Source organism: Betaproteobacteria bacterium (assembly GCA_016194905.1).
Lineage (GTDB): Bacteria > Pseudomonadota > Gammaproteobacteria > Burkholderiales > JACQAP01 > JACQAP01.
Map to the genome: position 1 here is coordinate 66,568 of JACQAP010000008.1, position 19,899 is coordinate 86,466.

The following is a 19,899-nucleotide window of genomic DNA, read 5'->3' on the forward strand; positions in this document are numbered from 1 at the left end:
GATCCGCATTACACGTCCCAGGGGTTCGGCCGGTCGGCGGCAATGCCGTATTTCTCGATCGCGCGCCTGACGATCTTGCGATCGATCGCGCCTTCGTCGGCCAGCGCCTTGAGCGCGGCAACGACAACGTGGTTGCGATCCACTTCGAAGAAGTCGCGCAGCGCGGCACGGCTGTCGCTGCGGCCGAAGCCGTCGGTGCCGAGCACGACATACTTGCGCGACACCCAGGTGCGGATCATGTCGGGCAGGGCGCGCATGTAGTCGCTGGCCGCGATGACCGGTCCCGACGTTTTCGCCAGGCTTTGCTCGACCCAGGATTGTTTCGGCTGCGCATCGGGATGCAGGCGGTTCCAGCGCTCGACGCCGAGGCCATCGCGGCGCAGTTCGGTGAAGCTGGTTACGCTCCACACATCGGCGGCGATGGTCCAGTCTTTCTCCAGCAGTTCCGCGGCAGCGATGACTTCGCGCAGGATGGTCCCGGAACCGAGCAGTTGCACGGTGGGCGCGCCCTTCTTGCTCCTGCCCTCGCGAAGTTTGTACATTCCTTTCAGAATGCCTTCTTGCGCGGTCGCCGGCATCGCGGGATGGACGTAGTTCTCGTTCATCACGGTGATGTAATAGAACACGTCTTCCTGGTTTTCCAGCATGCGGCGCATACCGTCGCGCACGATGGTCGTGACTTCGTAGCCGAAGGCCGGATCGTAGGCCACGCAGTTCGGCACCGTAGAGAACAGGATGTGGCTGGAACCGTCCTCGTGCTGCAAGCCTTCGCCGGACAGCGTGGTGCGTCCGGCCGTGGCGCCCAGCAGGAATCCGCGCGAGCGTGAATCCGCCGCCGACCAGACCAGGTCACCGATGCGCTGGAAGCCGAAGCAGGAATAGAAAATGTAGAACGGGAGCATCGGCACGCCGTGCGCACTGTAGGAAGTGGCGGCGGCGATCCAGGAAGAAATCGCGCCGGCCTCGGTGATGCCTTCCTCCAGGATCTGTCCGTCCTTGGCTTCCTTGTAGTAAAGCAGTTCGTCCTTGTCTTCCGGTTCGTAGAGCTGGCCGTGCGGCGAGTAGATTGCGACCTGGCGGAACAGGGACTGCATGCCGAAGGTGCGCGCTTCGTCGGCGACGATCGGCACGATGTGCTTGCCGATGGCCTTGTCGCGCAACAACTGCGACAGCATCTGCACGAACACCATGGTGGTCGATTGCTCGCGGTTGCCGGAGCCTTCGAGCAGCCGTGCGAAGGATTGAAGTTCCGGGACAGGCAGGGATTCCCCCTTCGGCTTGCGCGCCGGGACATAGCCGCCGAGCGCCTGGCGGCGCGCGTGCAGGTATTTCATTTCCGGACTGTCGTCCGCCGGCTTGTAGAAGCGCAGGTTGTGCACGTCCTCGTTGCTGAGCGGCAGTGCGAAACGGTCGCGGAACGCGAGCAGCGTATCGTCCTCGAGCTTCTTGGCCTGATGCGCGGCCATCTTGCCTTGCGCGGCGCTGCCCATGCCGTAACCTTTCTTGGTCTGGGCCAGGATCACGGTCGGGCGGCCCTTGTGGTTCACCGCCGCGTGATAGGCGGCGTAGATCTTCATCGGATCGTGGCCGCCGCGCTTGAGCCGGTCGATGTCCTCGTCCGACATGTCCGCGACGAGTTGCTGCAGTTCCGGGTACTTGCTGAAAAAAGCTTCGCGATTGAAACGGCCGTCGGTCGCCGCGTATTTCTGGAATTCCCCGTCGACGGTTTCGTGCAACCGCTTGAGGATCACGTTGTCGCGATCGCGCGCGAACAGCGGGTCCCAGTCCGAGCCCCACATGACCTTGACGACATTCCAGCCGGCGCCGGCGAACAGCCCCTCGAGTTCCTGCACGATCGAACCGTTGCCGCGCACCGGGCCGTCGAGGCGCTGCAGGTTGCAGTTGACGACGAAGATCAGATTGTCGAGGCCTTCGCGCGCCGCCATTGCCAGCCCGGCGATGGATTCGGGCTCGTCCATCTCGCCGTCGCCGACGAAGCACCATACCTTGCGCGACTTGGTTTCCAGAATGTTGCGGTCTTCGAGATAGCGCATGAAGCGCGCCTGATAGATCGAAGTGATCGAGCCCAGGCCCATCGAACCGGTGGGAAACTGCCAGAACTCGGGCATCAGCCACGGATGGCAATACGACGACAGGCCTTTGCCGCCGGTCTCGCGACGGTAGTTGTCGAGGCTTTCTTCGGGAAGCCGGCCTTCCATGTAGGCACGCGCATAGACGCCGGGCGCGGAGTGCGGCTGGAAATAAATGGCGTCGCCATCCTGGCCGGCGCGGAAGAAATGGTTGTAGCCGACCTCGAACAGATCGGCGGACGAGGCGTAAGTAGCGATATGACCGCCGAGTTCGGAATTCGCGCGATTGGCGCGCACCACCATCGCCAGTGCATTCCAGCGCACCAGCGCGGAAATGCGCGACTCGATTTCCGGATTGCCGGGAAACTGCGGCTGGTCGGCGAGCGAGACCGTATTCGCATAAGGCGTATTCAGCACCGGCGGCATCGGTACGCGCACCATGCGCGCGTGGTCCAGCAGCTTTCTCAGGACGAAAGTCGCCCGCTCCGCGCCTTCGTTCTCGACGATGGCGTCGAAGGCATCCAGCCATTCCCTGGTCTCGATCGGGTCGAGATCCTGCGCGAGCACGCGCCAGAGGCCGGAAACGCTGATGTCGGAAAGATCGGTCATTGCTTGGCTCCTCGCTTAGGCGGTGGCCGGACTCAAGCAACCCGGCTGCCATTTTCTGCAAGGCGGAATGCTACCCTGATTCGAAAAGCACAGGGTTTCGTTTTGCACATGAAAAATCCATATTTAAGGCATAATTATTCGAAATTGACATTCTGGAAAGCATTAAATGCCGGAATTGCAGCTGGATTCGATAGACTGGAAAATTCTCGGCTTGCTCCAGGCAGACGCGCGCATACCCAACGTCGAGCTGGCGAAAGCGATCGGGCTGTCGCCATCGCCTTGTCTGAACCGCGTGCGCGCGTTGGAAGAAGCCGGCTATATCAGCCGCTACGTTACCTTGCTCGACGCGTTGCGCGTCGGCCTCAAGGTCAGCGTATTCATCCAGGTCACGCTCGAACGTCAGATCGAATCCGCGCTGGAAAGGTTCGAAAACGCCATCCGTGGCCGGCCCGAAGTCATGGAGTGCTACCTGATGACCGGCGATGCCGACTACCTGATACGTGTCGTCGTGGCGGACATCCAGGTGCTGGAAGAATTCATCCTCAAGTTCCTGACGAAACTGCCCGGAGTGGGAAATATCAAGTCGAGTTTCGCACTGAAGCAGGTGAAGTACCAGACGGCGTTGCCGCTGCCCTCGGCAGCGGTCGCGCGAAAACCGGGCGCTAAGGGGAAAGGGAAAAGGTGAAAGCTTAAAGGGTAAAGGTAAAAGTAAATTGTAGTAGTCGCGACTTGATTTCACATACAGCGCCCGATGTGGTCAAGAGTTTTGTTCCATCAAAGGCAGGAACCAGTCAGAAGCTGCTGCTCGGGCATGCTTAAGTGAGAGACACCATTCAGACTGACATGAGCCATTCGTCTTCGACTATCATCGACCGCACACGACTGCTAGGCACGGACGGCCAGAACGACGAAAATTTACAAAGACAAACACCGAACGTATCGTCCATGAGACGCTTTAAGAAATCAGAGTTGGAAGCTCTCACAGAATGCCCCGATCAGGGTGCAGCGGAATGGCTCGCCGGTGCAGAGGACTCGGTGTCCTACCTGAAAGTCAATGCTGAAAACGACGAGCTGGTGATCTACGCCAGTGCGAAATCTGTCTTGGTCCATGGGGTGCTTGCGCCAACCTCCAAAGTTACGCCACCGGACGGACACGATTTGCAACATGGTTCTTTTCCGATGGCTGACGATTGCTGGGCCATTCAACGTGTTTGGGGCGGCGGGCAAGGGCACCGCATATACCTAGAACCTCCTCTCAGTTCATGGGGTAGCAAATCATTCGAGGGCGGCGAGAAGCTGATTTACCGGCGGTCATTTGATGGAGTACAACAAGGCCCTTCGCCTATCGAATTGAGTCAAAAGCTCGTACACAGCCTGGACCTCTACTTCGTACCCGAACGCAAAGCGTATTGCAGGCTTGATCGTCGGGGCGAAATCGAGGATGTGATCAAAATCATCCAACGCGAGTCAGCCGAGGTGTGGGAAGGCTTGGACGTGGTCACGATCCTTCGCAAGGATCTGGACAAGTTCATGGCGCTGTCGGAAACGTCTCTGGTCCTCAGGTTTGATTTTACGCGTGTAAGGTGGGGAGCCTTTGGCGGCTGGGGCGAGATTGATCGATACGAGAGGGATGAGCCTGACCTGTTCTATCACGGGGGCAAGGATGGTCAAGGTAGCTTTGCGAACGGAGCCATCATCGTCAGGCCTAGAGTCACCGTCGATGAATTGGTAGAAGCATGGAAAGACGAGGAAGACCCAAAGAAGCGCCAGTACGCGATATTCAAGATCTACGACCGCAAGAACAAAACCAACGTCGAGACCTCCTGCGCCCCCGAATTCCTGTCTAACTACTTTCAGAAGTCTGATCTGCCGTGGGAGTTGTCCCCGGCCTTCTTCCGGCCGGAAGTCTTGCTCCGTTTTAAAGCCGATCCCGAAAGATTTACATTAGAGGATCGAAGCATCACGTCCCGGAGCGCGTGGCACCTTAAAACGTTTGACATCAATGAGGCTGGCCATGTGCACTCGTACATCGGTTACTTGGCAGCCCTGCCGTATGAAGAACAGCTCTACTGGCAATCCTTCAACGAATGGCCGCAGGGGTCGATATCCGAGCGCGCTCACCAAACCGATATTCTGGGCGAGTGGGACACCGCATATGACCCGCTGAACGCCCTGAAACATACGATCCGCCGACTCGATAAATCGCCGCCTGAATGGTGGAAACCAAGGGGCGAAGCACTGTCCGACGCGACACGGTATCCGGCGACGGATTCCCCGAAGGAGTGGGCAGACGAAATCTTGGCGCTCGATCAGTTCCTTGTCGAAGGCTTCCTCGGTAAACCCCTGAGAGCGCTGGCTGAAGTGGCTGGGCGCAAACTTGACCCGAACTGGGGACCGCTCAAGGTCATGCAGGAAGTACTGGTCGCGAAAGGGCGGAGCGAAACAGAGGCAAAAGCTGCTGTGGCACCCATGCAGAAAGTCCACGGCCTGCGGACTGAACTAAAAGGCCACGCGACAACTGACAAAAGGAGGAAGGCCGAAATTGAGGCGCGGGTCAAGCACGGTAGCTTCCGTTCGCATTTCACTCAGTTAGCGGCAGAGTGCGACAAGGCACTTAACGAGGTGCTTTCTACTTTCGGCATTGTCCTTGAGTCGTAGAATGCGCTGACCTTCGCGATCGACCGGTTTTTCTGTGTTGCTGCCGCTCAAAACCCGGGGCTGAATGTCTGCAGAGGGTCGACAGTTGCCGGCCACGTTTACGAAACGCTTCCGGTCAATTCGTGTACGCTCCGACACTATCTATCCGGTCGCGTCTTAAAGTTCTACAAGTAAATACGGAGTGCAGTCCCGGCCCTTTGCTCTTCCACTTTCCCCTTTAACCTTTCAGCTTTCACCTTCTTCCTGGAACGGCTGCTCGGGCCGCATCGCGAATGCCATTACCGCACCGAGCAGCATCAACACCATCGATCCGACGAACGGCAGATTCCAGTTGCCGGTGGTATCGATGATCCAGCCGGCCACCACCGGCGAGACGATCGCGGCAAAAGCCGAGCCGACGTTCATCAATCCGGCTGCGGTACCGGAGAATTGCGGTGCGATGTCCATGGGGATCGCCCACATGGGGCCGATGGTCAGTTCGGCAAAAAAGAAGCCCAGGCTCAGACACATCACCGCGACCGCGAGGTCCCGCGTGAACAGCAGCGGCAGCAGCGACAGCATCGCGCCGAGCATGCCGAACACCACGAGGTTGCGCCGGGCGACAGTGCGGCTGCCAGTCCGGCGCAGCAGCCAGTCGCTTGCGATGCCGCCGATCGTGTCGCCGACCACGCCGGCGAAGAACACGCCGGAGGCAAAGATCGCAGATTGCTTCAGGTCCATGCCATAACGCTGCAGGAAGTACATCGGAATCCAGCTCAGGAACAGCCACAGCGTCCAGCCATAGCAGAAATACACCAGGGTGACCGGCGCCATGCGCCGCATCAGCCTTGCCCATGGAACCGGCTGGCCTGTGCGGCCGCCAGTATAGGCAGGGAGGATCTGCAGTTCGTGCTGCGTCATGCCGGGATGGTCCTTCGGATCGTCGCGAAAATAGAGCACCCAGACGACCGTCCAGGCGAGGCTCGCCGCGCCCAGCACGAAAAACGAACCCCGCCAGGTCAGCACTATCATCAGCCAGGCGACCATCGGCGGCGTGATCGCATTGCCGATGCGCGCAAAAGCGTGGGTGATGCCCTGCGCGAAACCGCGCTGCGAGGCCGTCGTCCAGTGCGACATTGCGCGGGTGGCGGCCGGAAAAGTGGCGCCCTCGCCGAGGCCGAGCAGCACCCGCGCGGCCAGCATCGAAGCCAGTCCGCCCGCGAAACCGGTCAGGATGGTGGCGCCCGCCCAGACGACACCGCAGATGAACAGGGTTCGGCGCGCGCCGAAGCGATCGCTAAACCAACCACCGACGATCTGGAACACGAGGTAAGGATAGGCGAAGGCCGAAAATACGAGTCCGACCTGCGTGTTGCTGAGCCCGAGTTCCTGTTTGAAGGCGGCCGCCGCCGTGCTGACATTGACGCGATCGACGTAAGTGATGAAGTACATCAGGCACAACATCGCGAGGACGCCGTGGGTTGCGCTGATTTTTTTGATGTTCATATATGCGACGTGCCGGCAGGTCCGCGCAGTGTACCGTCAGGTGGCGCGGCACATTTGAATGGCCGCGGACAAGTCGTGCTAAATTCGCACAGAACGCGTCGATCGTACGATCGGGGGGAAGATCTAATGACTGTGGAAGCCTGGACCAAGCTGGAAGAAGAAGTCGCGATGCGCGTGACCAATCCCGGCGTGAGCCCGCTGGAGGAAATGCGCAAGCGCTCGGGGCTGGAATTTCTGCGCGACATCGCCTCGGGCGTGCTGCCGTTGCCGCCGATCGGAAAAACGCTGAATTTCTTCTTGATGGAAGCGGAAGAAGGGCGGGTGGTCTTTCAGGGCACGCCGACCTTCGATTTCTACAATCCGATCGGTACGGTTCACGGCGGCTGGGCAGCGACTCTGCTGGATTCGTGCATGGCCTGCGCGATACAGACCACGCTCAAGAAAGGTTACGGCTACACGACCGCCGAGCTCAAGGTCCATCTGGTGCGGCCGATGACCGACCAAACCGGCCCGGTGCGCGCCGAAGGCAAGGTCATCCATCCCGGCAGGCAGGTGGCGACTTCGGAAGGGCGGCTGTTCGGTCCGGACGGGAAACTCTACGCGCACGGCACGACGACCTGCGTGATTTTTCAGATACCAACCTGAGATTTCCGCGCCTCGTTACCTCGCGCCGCACATCTTTAGGAAGGTTGCAAACTCTCTCGAAAGGGATATTGTGACCTTGGCGGTCGACTCGCCATGATTGCCAGAGCCGCATTTCCCTTGCCGTGACTGAATCGCTACCGGACAGGCGTTGATCACGGCCCTGGTCTGCTCGGAGGGGCCCACTTGATGGAGCCTGGTCGCAGCCTACCAGAAGAAAAGCACGATCGCGAGGACGCAGCGGCGCCGTCCCGTCTTGTGCCGGGAGGAAGCCCGCCGCCGGCACCCGCTGGTGCGCGCGAGCTTTCTGTCGAAGTCGGGCAGGCCGGTCAGTCGCAGGAGGAATTGCGCTTGTTACGCGAACGGCAACGAGCAGCGGATGCGCGTGTCGACGAGCTGGCACGCGTCAACGAATCCTTGCGCGCGGAACCAGTCGAGGTCGGCCGCGTTCGACGCACAATTCCGCTCGAGCCCGCGGCCGTCGATAGCGTATCCCGCGCCCAGATCGCGGTCATCACCACCACCCTGGCGTCGCTGACGACGGAACCGAGCCTCGACGCATTCATCGGACCGTTGCTCAAGACCATTGTGCAGCAGGTGGGCGGCCAGGAAGGCGCTTTGTGGAGGAGCGAAAACGTATCCGGGACCCAGCGCCTGGCTTTGAACTATGAAGCTGGACAACTGGTGCGCGGCGAAGACGCACAGCACCCGGGGCGCTCGCCGCAGAAGATCCCGCGTCAACTGATCGAAAGATGGAAAAACGGTGATTCGCGTCCGATCGTGTTCGATGCCGCTTCCGCGGCCGACGAGCCGGAATGGGCCGTCTATTGCGACTACTACTCGCGGCGCGGCATCAAAACGGTACTGATGCTGCCACTGATTTCCGGCGATCAACTGATCGGAAATTTTGCGGTGCGGTTCATCGGCGTGAGAACGTTCCGTCCGCACGAACTGGAGCTCGCCCAGGCACTCGCGCTGCAGGCAACGCTGGCGTTGCATCTTGCGCAACTGGGCGAAAAAGCCCAACAGGCCGCCGCGGTGCGCGAACGCGAATCTGCGGAGCGGGAGAAGGCGGCCGAACTCGCGCGGACCAACAAAGCGTTGCTGGCGGAAATCAGCGAACGCCAGCGCGCCGAACAGATGCTGCGCACTCATGGCGCGGTCATCAATACCACGCTGAAGTCCTTGACGACGGAATCCAGCCTCGATGGATTCATCCGCAATGTGCTCAAGACCATCGTGGAGCAGCTCGGCGCCATAGGCGGGGCGCTGTGGATACCGAGCGAAATACCGGACCGCGCGCAGGTCGTGCTCAACTATTACCTGGGCGAGTTCGACGACGGGGAAAACATGGCGCACCCCGGCCGCGTTCCGCAGCGCCTGCCTGACGATGTCTCGCGGCATTGGGTCAACAATCGAAACGCCGCGCCGCTGGTGTATGACCGGTCCTACATCGAGACCAATCCCAACTACGCGCCCTATCGCGAATGGGCGAACAAGCTGGGAATCAAGAGCGTGTTGCTGGTGCCGCTCATGTTCGGAGACGAATCGCTGGGCGGGCTGTCGCTGCGCTTCAGCAACGACCGCAAATACACGCCGGAAGAATTGCAGCTCGCGATGACGCTGGGGCAGCAGGCCACGCTGGCGCTGCAGTTGAAGCGTCTGGGCGAGAAGGCGCAACAAGCCGCTGTCGCTCAAGCGCAGGAGAAAGCGGCGCGCGAACAGGCGGCCAGGCTGGCGGAGGCCGATCGGGCGCTGCGTAACAGCGAAGAACGTTGGCGCTTCGCGCTGGAAGGGGCCGGCGACGGAGTTTGGGATTGGAATGTCAAGACCGACGAAGCGTTGTTCTCGAAACGCTGGAAGGAGATGATCGGCTACGCGGAGGACGAGTTCGAGAATCGCGGCGCGGAATGGATGGCGCATCTCGACCCGGCTGACAAGCCACGGGTGCTTGCCACCCTGGACGATTATTTCAAAGGCAGGATTGCAAACTACATCGTGCAGTTCCGGCTCCGCTGCAAGGACGGAAGCTGGAAATGGATACTCGCCCGCGGCATGGCGGTCAGCCGCGATAAAGACGGCAAGCCATTGCGCATGCTGGGCACCCATACCGACATTACGACCGAGGTCGCCGCAAAGGCGGCACTGCAAGCGGAAGTGATCGAGCGGCGGCGAGCCGAGCAACTGGTCCGCGCCAACGCCGCGCTGATCACGGATACGTTGCGGTCGATCACGCGCGAACCCACGCTGGAAGCCTTCATCGAGCAGGTATTGAAGACCATCGTCGAGCAATTGGGCGGCATGGGCGGCACGTTCTCCGTGCCCGGCAGTGTGCCCGGCACGGTGCTGGCTTATCTGCACTACCAGGACGGACGGGTCCTACCCGGGCAGGCATCGGACCATCCCGCCCGCGTGCCGCAGAAAGTTCCGCATCCTTCCAGCGGCTGGACGGCACAGACCGCGGAACCCGAGATTCTGGACGCGGAGTACATGCGGACCAGTCCTGATTACGCTCCTTACCGTGAATGGGCGAGCCGGCAAGGCGTGAAGACGGTGCTGCAATTCCCGCTGTTATTCGGCGGCGATGCTTTTGGCGTGCTTGCCGTCCGCTTCCCGGTGGAACGGCAATTCAACCGCGACGATCTCGAGCTCGGCAAGGCGCTTGCGCTGCAGGGAACGCTCGCCGTACGGCTCGCACGGCTCGGCGAAACCGCACTGCAGACCGCGGCGCTGCAGGAACGGGAGCGTGCCGCGCAGCAGCGCGTCGGCGAGCTGGATCGCGCCAACGCGGCTCTGCAGCGCACCCTGTCGAAGCTGGTCGGCGTCCAGGACCTGACACCGCTGCTGGAACACATCCTGCGCGAAGCCGGCAATGTGGCGCAGGCGAGGATGGCGACAATTTTCCTGCACGATGAGCGTACCGACACGCTTTCGCTCGCCTGGTGTGTGCGCGACGGCGCACCGGTCGATGTGGCGAAGGATCCGCGCTTCGAAATCTGGCGCAAACCCGTTCCGGCGCTCTCCTCCAAGGCATGGAACAAGATCGCCGAAACCGGAGGTTATTCCTGGTTTTCTTACGACGACGAGGACTACCACACACCGCCCTACGCGCTCGAGTGGCAGCGCTCGATGGGACACCACGCGATCCTGCCCGTGCCGCTGCTGGTCGGCGATCAACCGCTGGGCTTCATGGCGCTGTTCTTCGATCACGCGTCATTGCCGGTGCAGGAGCACGTCGAGTTTGCGCGGGTGTTCGCGCATCAGGCGGCGGCCGCAATCCAACTGGCGCGCCTCGGGGAGCAGGCCCGGCAGGCAGCCATCAGCCAGGAGCGCGAGCGCGCGGCGCAGGAGCGCGTCGCGCAACTGGTACTGACCAACGATGCGCTCACCCGCACACTCGACCGCCTGGCCTCCGAACCGTCCCTGGACGCCGCGCTCGGACATGTCATGGTCGCGATCACGCAGCAACTGGGCGCGGTATCGGCGGCACTCTGGCTGTACGACATTCCGGCCGGAATGTCGCGCATGCATATGACCTGCGAAGGAGGGCGGATCATCCCGGGCGGCGAATCCGATCATCCGCACTCGCGGGTGCCGATTCCCATTACCGGATCGAATTTCCAGAGCAGGATATTGGACGGCCGGGTGTCCCTCACCGTAGTTTCACCCGAGAACGGGTTCCACTCGAGCGTATGCGAGTACTTCAGGGCGCAAGGCGTCCACTCGATCCTGAGTGTGCCGATGATGGCGGGTGGCGAATCGGTGGGCTGCTATCTCGCGCGGCTGACAAAAGGACAGAAGCCGGATGCCGAGCAGATCGAACTGGCTCGTGTGTTGGCACAACAGGCGACCCTTCTTGTCCAGGTCACGCGGGTGGCGGATCTGGCCCGACAGGCGGCCGTCAGCCAGGAACGCGAACAGGCCGCGCGCGAGCAGGCGGCTGCGCTGGAAACGCTCAACGAGGTACTGCGCAATGAGATCGCCGAGCGCCAGCGTGCAGAGCAGCTTGCGCGCGCCCACGCCGCGGTGATCAGCACGACCCTGGAGTCGATCCGTCAGGATGCAGCGGCGGATGCCTTCGTCGCCCAGGTGCTGAAGATCCTGGTGGAACGGCTGGGCGGGATTGGGGGAGCACTGTGGATGGCCGGGTCGGACGATGAAGTCGGCCGGGTCGTGCTCAACTATCACCTGGGCGTTTTTCAAAGGGGTGCGGAGATCGATCATCCCGGCGGCGAGCCGAGCAAGCTCGCGCAGGAGGAATGGCAGACGTGGAACCGAAACAACGCCGAACCGCTGGTGCTGGACTCTCATCACATTGCAACGTCGCCCCGTTACGAGCGGGTCCGTTCGTGGGCACACAAGCTCGGGATCAAGACCGTCCTGCTGGTGCCGCTTGTCTTCGGCGACGAGTCCATAGGCACGCTGGCGGTGCGCTTCGCCGACGAGCGCCGGTTCTCCGCCGAGGAGATGCAACTGGTGAAAGCGCTCGCGTTGCAAGCCACACTATCGCTGCAACTCGCACGTCTGGGCGAGCAGGCCAAGCAGACCGCCGTTCTCGAGGAACGCGAACAGGCCGCGCACGACCGTGCCGCGGAACTCGCCAAGGCCAACAGCGTGCTGCAGGAGTCTCTCGCGGTGCTCGCCTCGCAACCGGAGCTGGACCGGTTCCTGGAGCACGTGCTGGCCGCCATCGCCGAACCGCTGCATGCGCACAGCAGCGTGCTGCTGCTGATCGACGAGTCGAGTGGAACCATTCGTCCGCACCTCTCATACCGGAACGGCGTGATCCAGACTGCCGAGGAACTGGGCACCTCGGGTCTTGCCCGGGCCCTGGAAGCCTGTCGCGGCGATCCTGCCTTCAAGGCCGAGTTCGAAAGCGCCGTTCCCCACGTGTACACCGATGTTTCAAGCACCGACAGGCTTCCCGAAGGGCTCCGCCGAGCGCTGGTTGCCCTCGGCGCGCAATCGGCGATCTCGATTCCGGTAAGAGTGGGAGAACGCGTGCTGGCGCGGTTCGCCGTGCGTTTTGACCGCGAGCACGTGCCCGTGCCGGGCGAACTGGAATTGCTGCAGGCGCTTACGCATCAGGTCGCGCTTGCGCTGCACCTGGCCAGTCTGGGCGACCGCGGACGCAAGTCCGCGGTGCTGGAAGAACGCAACCGGATGGCGCGCGACATTCACGACACGCTGGCCCAGGGCTTTACCGGCGTCATCATCCAGCTCGAAGCGGCGACCGACGCACTCGTCCGCCGGCGCAGCAAGGAGACCCGGGGACATATTCAAAGCGCCGCGGATCTCGCGCGACAGAGCTTGGCAGAAGCGCGCCGCTCCGTCCATGCACTGAAGACCCTGGCGCTGGAGGACGCGGATCTGCGCACCGCTTTCGAGGGATTGTTCAACCGCATGACCGCCGGGACCGGCATCCGCGCCCGCGTTTCGGTGGCGGGCGTGGCGCGGCCGCTGCCAGCCGATTGGGAAGAGCACTTGTTCCATATCGGCCGGGAGGCGTTGACCAACGCCATCCGTCACGCCAATCCGTCGCGGTTCGAAGCCGTGCTTGCCTATGAAGACTCGCGGGTCACGCTAACCCTGCGCGACGACGGCACGGGCTTCGATCCCGCCACGGCGGCAGGCGAGGGGATCGGCCTGATCGGAATGCATGAGCGCGCCGCAGCCATCGGCGCGCATCTCCAGTTGCACAGCGTCGCCGGCAAAGGCACCGAAGTCGTTCTGACGCTGGAGCTTTGAGTCCGGCGGGTACAAAGAATAAACAACAACAAGCGAGACAGCGAGACCTGAAGCATCATGACATCAGATAAAAATAGAAACACATTGAACGCCGCCTCGGCGAATACCGGCAGGAAGATCACCGTATTGCTTGCCGACGATCATGCGGTCGTGCGCGAGGGGCTGGTCGCCATCATTGACCGCCAGGCGGACATGACTGTGGTGGGCGAAGTAAACAACGGCAAGCAGGCGTGCGCCTTATGGCAGGCGCACCGGCCCGACGTCACGCTCGTCGATCTGCGCATGCCGGAGATGGACGGCGTCTCGGTCATCTCGGCCATCCGGGCGATCGAACCGAAGGCGCGCATCCTGATCCTGACCACCTACGACGGTGACGAGGACATTTATCGCGGCATGCGTGCCGGCGCGAAGGCCTACCTGCTGAAGGACACGCCAAGGGAGGATCTCCTCGCCTGCATCCGCGCCGTGAATGCGGGCGAGACCTACATCCCGCCGGCCCTGGCAGCCAAGCTTGCCTCCCAGGTCAGCGGCGAGCGTCTTACCCAGCGCGAGCAGCAGATACTCGAGTTGCTGGCCGATGGCAAGAGCAACAAGCTGATCGCCCGCACGCTGCTCATCACCGAGGGAACCGTGAAGACTCACGTCAAGAGCATCCTGGAGAAGCTCGGCGTTACCAGCCGCACCCAGGCGGTATCGCTCGCCGCCAAGCGTGGATTGATCAAGCTCTGAGAGGCGGATATCCGTCTCGGCCGCGAAGATGCCTTCCTGGCCTGCCATGGCGAGGGTGGCAGCAAAGCGCAGGCAGACGACCGGCATGCATCGCCGGCGGGCTTCTATCCCTAAAGAGGCACTCCCTTCTATCCCGCTGTCCATAGGCGGACCTCCGGAAGATTGAGCACTGAAAAATCCTGCTTGCTGCCGATGGCCCCGGCGCACGCCGCGGACGACACTGTGCATCATCCGTGGCGCGTGCTGGCCCGTTGTCGAACGATGTTCGAACAGTGCAAGCGCCGCTGCCCCGGATCCGAAGGATTGCTGGAGTAGCGACGATGCAGCAGGCACCGAACCATTGTGGCCGCACAGGGACGGAATCCCGTCCCGCCGGTGGCATCGCCACGGAGCAGCAAGGCGGCAGCGTCCTTGATCTCGTGTTTCCTCCCCCGAACAAGGCCTTCGGGCCCGCTGTTCGGTTATCCAGCGGCTGGGCTGTTCCCCTGCGGTCCAGCCGTTTTTTTTGAGGTGCTGGTAGCGCAACCGAACTCTTCCAATTCTGCAGTAACGATGAATATTCGAAGGACGGCGTTGCGCCTGGAACACGGCATCCCGGGACACTCTGTCGCGGGTACGCTTGCGCGTGTCCGCAGCGATGCCGTTGCCAATGCGCTGATTTATCCGTGCTGCCGATGATGCCGAGACTGCCGGCGACTGCAATGTCACGCCAGGGCGGCAGCGCGCGCCCGGCGTTGCTCGGTTTCCTGCTTGCTGTTCTTGTCGTCGGGTTGCTGATGCTGAAGCACTGGCGCGAAACCGGTGTGCATCAACTATGGGGTTCCTCGGCGGTTCTGCTCGTCATCCTGGTTGCGGCCTTCGCGTCGCTGTGCTGGGCGATCGCATGCTCGCAGCGGGGTGCGCGGCGGGCGCTGTCATCGCTTCGCGAGAGCGAAGAACGCTTCCGCAACCTGACAAACCTGTCGTCGGACTGGTACTGGGAGCAGGACGACAAGTTGCGCTTCACTTTCCTGTCCACCGGCTTGTTCACGCGTTCCGGGTTTGCGGACGCCAGCGCTCTGGGACGCCTGCGATGGGAACAGCCGGGGATAGATCTTGCATCCGCGGATTGGGAATCGCACAAGGCAGCCTGCCACGCGCATGAGCCGTTCCGTGATTTCGCATACCGACGGACGCATGAGGACGGATCCGCCTGCTGGATCGCAATCAGCGGCGAGCCCGTGATCGATGCGGACGGACGGTTCCGGGGCTACCGCGGCGTGGCGAGCGATATCACTCACAAGAAGCGGACCGAACAGGAAATCACGCGGCGCAAGGACTTCTATGCGGCGCTGTCGCACACCAACCGTGCCCTGCTTCATATCCGCGAGCCGGAAGCGCTGTTCCATGAGGTGTGCCGCGGCGCCGTGGAGTACGGCCACTTTTGCCTGGTCTGGATAGGCTTGCTGGACGAGCAGACCGGCTGGGTCCGCCAGATTGCCACCGATGGTCCGGCCAGCCGTGGCTGTCCGCCGATCCGGGTTTCCGTCGACCCGGAAATTCCCGAGGGACGGGGCTTCTCGGGCGCGGTACTGCGCGAGGGCAAGTCCTACGTCGTCAACGACTACTTCGCCGAGGCACGCATAGGACCCTGGGCGGACCAGGCCCGCGCCGCCGGAGTCAAGTCGATGGCGACACTTCCCCTGACGAGGAGCGGCCGCTGTGTCGGAGTGCTCAATCTGCACGGCGACGAGGTCGGCTTCTTCACCGACGATCTGGTGGCACTGCTCGAGGAGATGGCGGCGAACATCTCCTTTGCGCTCACCGGCATGCAACACGAGACCGAGCGCGAGGCCGCGCAATGGGCGCTGCGCGGCAGCGAGGAGAAATTCCGGCTGCTCGCCTCCAGCATTCCGGAAGTGTTCTGGATCTCCGAACCGGGCTGCACCCGTGTCATCTACGTAAGTCCCGCTTATGAGCAGATGTGGGGGCGTAGCGTCGAGGAGACACTGGCGAACCCGCTCGACTGGATCGAGTCGGTGCACCCCGATGATCGGCAACGCGTGGCGGGCGTCGTGCGTCAAAGCGACACCGGCAGATTCGATCACGAATACCGCATCGTTCGCCCGGATGGAAGCCTGCGCTGGATCCACGACCGCGCTTTTCCGGTGCTGGACGAGTGCGGCAAGGTCATGCTCGTCACCGGGATCGCCGAGGACATCACCGCTCGCAAGGAGACGGAGGAATGTCTGCTGTACCTGGCCCACTACGACAGCCTGACCGGGCTGCCCAAACGGTTGTTGTTCTACGACCGGTTGCGGCAGTCGCTGGCCCATTGCAAGCGATACGGCAGCGGCGTCGCGGTAATGTTCGTGGACCTGGACCGCTTCAAGCTCGTCAACGATAGCTTCGGCCATGCGGAGGGCGACCGGCTGCTGCAGATGGTGGCGGTCCGGCTCAAGGAGAGCCTGCGCGACGGCGATACGGCCGGTCGTTTGGGCGGCGACGAGTTCGCGATCATTCTTTCCGATCTGGGTTCCGCGGACGATGCTTCGGCCATCGTGCAAAAGCTCATGCATGCCCTGGAACGGCCTTTCGATCTGGACGGTCACGAGATCTTCGTTACCGTCAGTGCCGGCATTTCCCTGAGCCCGCTCGACAGCGACGATCCGGACGTGCTGATCGGGAATGCGGATGTGGCCATGCATCTGGCCAAGGAGCAGGGGCGAAGCTGCTTTCAGTACTACAAGGCGGAGATGAACGCCCGTTCGATCGATCGCTTGTCCATCGAGAACCGGCTGCGACGGGCGCTCGAACGCAACGAGTTTCTGCTGCATTACCAGCCGAAGGTGGATCTCGCCAGCGGCGACATCACCGGAGCGGAGGCGCTGCTGCGCTGGAATCATCCGGAGTCCGGACTGGTCCCGCCCGCCCGCTTCATCCCCATCCTGGAGGACAACGGACTCATCGCGCCGGTCGGGGAATGGGTGCTTGCCGAGGTCTGTCGCCAGATCAACGCCTGGAGCGCGGATGGACTGGTGCCGGTCCCAGTCGCCGTCAACCTGTCCGGCCGCCAACTGCAGCAGCCCGGTCTGGACCGGCGCTTTCAGCGCATCCTGTCGGAGTCCGGCATCGATCCGCGATTGATCGAACTCGAGATTACCGAGAGCGTGCTGATGCGCAATGCCGAGCACGCCGCCGGCATGCTGTGCGGGCTCAAGCAGTTGGGCGTGCGCTTGTCGGTGGACGATTTCGGCACCGGCTATTCGAGCCTGAGCTACCTCAAGAGCTTTCCGCTCGACGGCCTCAAGATCGACCGATCCTTCGTGAGCGACATTACGGCCAATCCCGACGATGCGGTGATCACTCGCACCGTGATCGCCATGGCTCATGGCCTGCACATGAAGGTGGTCGCGGAGGGCGTGGAAACCGAGGAACAGCTTGCCGTCCTGGCTGCGAACGGCTGCGACGAGATGCAGGGATATTACTTCTCGGCTCCGGTCAGTGCCGGGAACTTCGTGCAGATGGTGCGCGAGCGCCGGCAATTGCGCGTCCCGGGGCCGGCAAGAAGGAGCGGTCGGAACGTGCGGTCATTGCCGCGCGACGAACACTCCGCCGCCGAATCCGAACCACGTACGCCAAGCATGCGATAGGAGCCGAGAGGACCATGATTCGCATTTGTACCGACGCAGACCTTCCGGCAATCCTCGAGATCATCGGCGAGGCTGCGCAAACCTGCCGCGGTCCTGTTCCGCTGGACGGCTGGACGGAATCGTACATGTCGGAGCTGCGCCGCGAAGTCGCCAGCCATGTCGTCTTCTGGGGTTACGAAGAAGGCGGCCAGTTTCTGGGCGTGATGGGCGTCCAGGATGTCGCCGATTTCACCCTGGTGCGGCACGTCTATGTGCGGATTCCGCATCGCAATCGTGGAATCTCCACGGCGTTGCTCTCCCATCTGCGCACACTGACCGGCAAACCTATCCTGATCAGTTCCTGGAAACCGGCGACCTAGGCGACAGTTGTCGCCGCACACGCGGCTTCCGTTTGATCCCCCAAAAAAGGAATTCCTGCCAACGAGGCACGCGCCGGTCCGGCTGGCCGCCGGCGCCGCGCTGCTGTGTCTCTGACAACAATATGGTTCGATCGGATTGACGGCGGTACCGCAATCGTCCGCGGCCCCGATGCACAACAGTCAGGCGCTCAGGCCGTCGTCATGCGCAAAATCGGTGCCGCGTGCTGCTTCCCCATTTTGCGCCACGTGAAAAATCCGCTCGCCGACCCTCTGCAAGTCATAGATTGATTTCGTTGTTTCCTTCGGGGAAACCTCACCCCCGAAAGAGCGGCCTGCTCGCGTTGCGATGGCGCGCTTGTTGCGATGTGAATGCCGGACAGTCGGTTCGGCACCCCGCGTTCTTCCGGTTTGCCCGGAGTGTTTTCCCGGTGCCCGTCATTTTCCTGAAGAGGGATTCATGTCCGAGCAACACGCCAGTTCCTGCAATCACGACCACGCTGCCGAGGAAACATCCACCGCAGCGCAGGAGTCGCCGCAAATCGACGCAAGCCGCAGGAACTTCGTCTGGGGAACGCTCGCCGCCGGCGGTGCCGCGGTGTCGGCGGCAACCATGTCGATCCCCTATGTGTCGACCGCACAGGCGCAGGGCCTCGATCCGGTCAAGACGGGCGTACGCAACCACTACTATGTGGCTGCGACGGACAAGACCGTGCACTGGGGATACTTCAGCAAGAAGCTCAAGCCGGTCGTGACCGTCGACTCCGGCGATTTCGTGACCGTCGAAGCCATCACGCATCACGCTTACGACGACTACGACCGCCTGATCAAGGGCGATCCGGGCGTCGAGAGCATCTTCCACTGGGACAAGAAGAAAAAGAACGTCAACCGCCGCGGAGCGGGTCCGATGGACGCGTCTATCAAGGGACGCGGCGCCGGCGAAGGATTCGGCGTACATATCTGCACCGGACCGGTGTTCGTGAAGGACGCGGAACCGGGCGACATTCTCGAAGTGCGCATCGTCGATGTCAGCCACCGGCCGTGCGCCAATCCGGCGTACAAGGGCAAGAGCTTCGGCATCAATGCCGCCGCCTGGTGGGGATTCCACTACAACGACTTGATCGAAGAACCGAAGAAACGCGAAGTCATCACTGTTTACGAAGTGGACTCGACCAAGGAGCGCAGCTGGGCGAAAGCGGTCTACAACTACCGGTGGGTAGCGCAGACCGATCCGTTCGGCGTCGTCCACAGCATCATCGACTATCCCGGCGTGCCGGTGGACCACAGCCTGGTCAAGGAGAATCACGGCATCCTCAAGGACGTGCGCATTCCGGTGCGGCCGCATTTCGGCGTCATCGGCCTGGCACCGAAAGAAGCGGACATCGTCGACTCGATTCCGCCGGGGCCGTTCGGCGGCAACATCGACAACTGGCGCATCGGCAAGGGCGCCACGATGTATTACCCGGTACAGGTGAGCGGCGCGCTGTTCTCGGTAGGCGATCCGCACGCATCGCAGGGCGATTCGGAACTGTGCGGGACGGCAATCGAATCCTCGCTGACTGGCACCTTCCAGTTGATCCTGCACAAGAAGGCGACGCTCGCCGGCACGACGCTCGAAGATCTCAAGTACCCCCTACTGGAAACCCAGGAAGAATGGGTGCTGCACGGATTCAGCTTTGCCAACTATCTCGAGGAGCTGGGCCCGGAAGCGCAATCGCAGATCTACTCGAAATCATCCGTGGACCTGGCAATGCGCGACGCATTCCGCAAGGTGCGCCATTTCCTGATGACGACACAGGGGCTTACCGAGGACGAAGCCATCTCGCTGATGACGGTCGGCGTCGACTTTGGCATCACCCAGGTGGTGGATGGCAACTGGGGTGTGCACGGTATCGTCAAGAAAGGGCTGTTCGCGGGGCGCAGCGATTTCTGAACCAGGCTGGGGGAAAC

Annotated in this window: 10 protein-coding genes; 8 read left to right on the forward strand and 2 right to left on the reverse strand. The window is 62.1% G+C overall.

Features of this window, described 5'->3' with window-relative positions:
- Positions 1-8: 8 nt before the first annotated feature.
- A complete protein-coding gene (mdeB, locus tag HY067_03810; GenBank protein ID MBI3527071.1) occupies positions 9-2,699 on the reverse strand; it encodes an alpha-ketoglutarate dehydrogenase in 2,691 nt (896 codons plus the stop codon).
- 166 nt (positions 2,700-2,865) lie between these two features.
- Between mdeB and HY067_03815 the strand changes: the two genes are divergently transcribed.
- On the forward strand, positions 2,866-3,384 hold the full coding sequence (locus tag HY067_03815) for an Lrp/AsnC family transcriptional regulator (GenBank protein ID MBI3527072.1): 519 nt from the start codon (positions 2,866-2,868) through the stop codon (positions 3,382-3,384).
- A 260-nt stretch (positions 3,385-3,644) separates the two neighbouring features.
- Positions 3,645-5,357, forward strand: coding sequence for a hypothetical protein (locus HY067_03820; GenBank protein ID MBI3527073.1), 1,713 nt, complete (start codon positions 3,645-3,647; stop codon positions 5,355-5,357).
- A 225-nt stretch (positions 5,358-5,582) separates the two neighbouring features.
- On the opposite strand, the gene HY067_03825 is transcribed toward HY067_03820, so the two are convergent.
- Entirely contained in the window at positions 5,583-6,842 is a 1,260-nt protein-coding gene (locus HY067_03825) for an MFS transporter (GenBank protein MBI3527074.1), read from the reverse strand.
- 126 nt (positions 6,843-6,968) lie between these two features.
- On the opposite strand from HY067_03825, the gene HY067_03830 reads away from it, so the two are divergent.
- From HY067_03830 to HY067_03855, 6 genes are all read left to right on the forward strand, one after another.
- A complete protein-coding gene (locus HY067_03830; protein MBI3527075.1) occupies positions 6,969-7,487 on the forward strand; it encodes a PaaI family thioesterase in 519 nt (172 codons plus the stop codon).
- Positions 7,488-7,670: 183 nt separating this feature from the next.
- A complete protein-coding gene (locus tag HY067_03835) occupies positions 7,671-13,232 on the forward strand; it encodes a GAF domain-containing protein (GenBank protein ID MBI3527076.1) in 5,562 nt (1,853 codons plus the stop codon).
- A 57-nt stretch (positions 13,233-13,289) separates the two neighbouring features.
- A complete protein-coding gene (locus HY067_03840) occupies positions 13,290-13,961 on the forward strand; it encodes a response regulator transcription factor (protein MBI3527077.1) in 672 nt (223 codons plus the stop codon).
- A 701-nt stretch (positions 13,962-14,662) separates the two neighbouring features.
- Complete coding sequence (locus HY067_03845) at positions 14,663-17,593, forward strand: EAL domain-containing protein (protein MBI3527078.1); 2,931 nt, start codon at positions 14,663-14,665, stop codon at positions 17,591-17,593.
- Positions 17,594-17,607: 14 nt separating this feature from the next.
- Positions 17,608-17,952, forward strand: a complete 345-nt coding sequence (locus HY067_03850) for a GNAT family N-acetyltransferase (protein MBI3527079.1) — start codon at positions 17,608-17,610, stop codon at positions 17,950-17,952.
- 457 nt (positions 17,953-18,409) lie between these two features.
- Entirely contained in the window at positions 18,410-19,882 is a 1,473-nt protein-coding gene (locus tag HY067_03855; GenBank protein MBI3527080.1) for an acetamidase/formamidase family protein, read from the forward strand.
- The last annotated feature ends 17 nt before the right edge of the window (positions 19,883-19,899 follow it).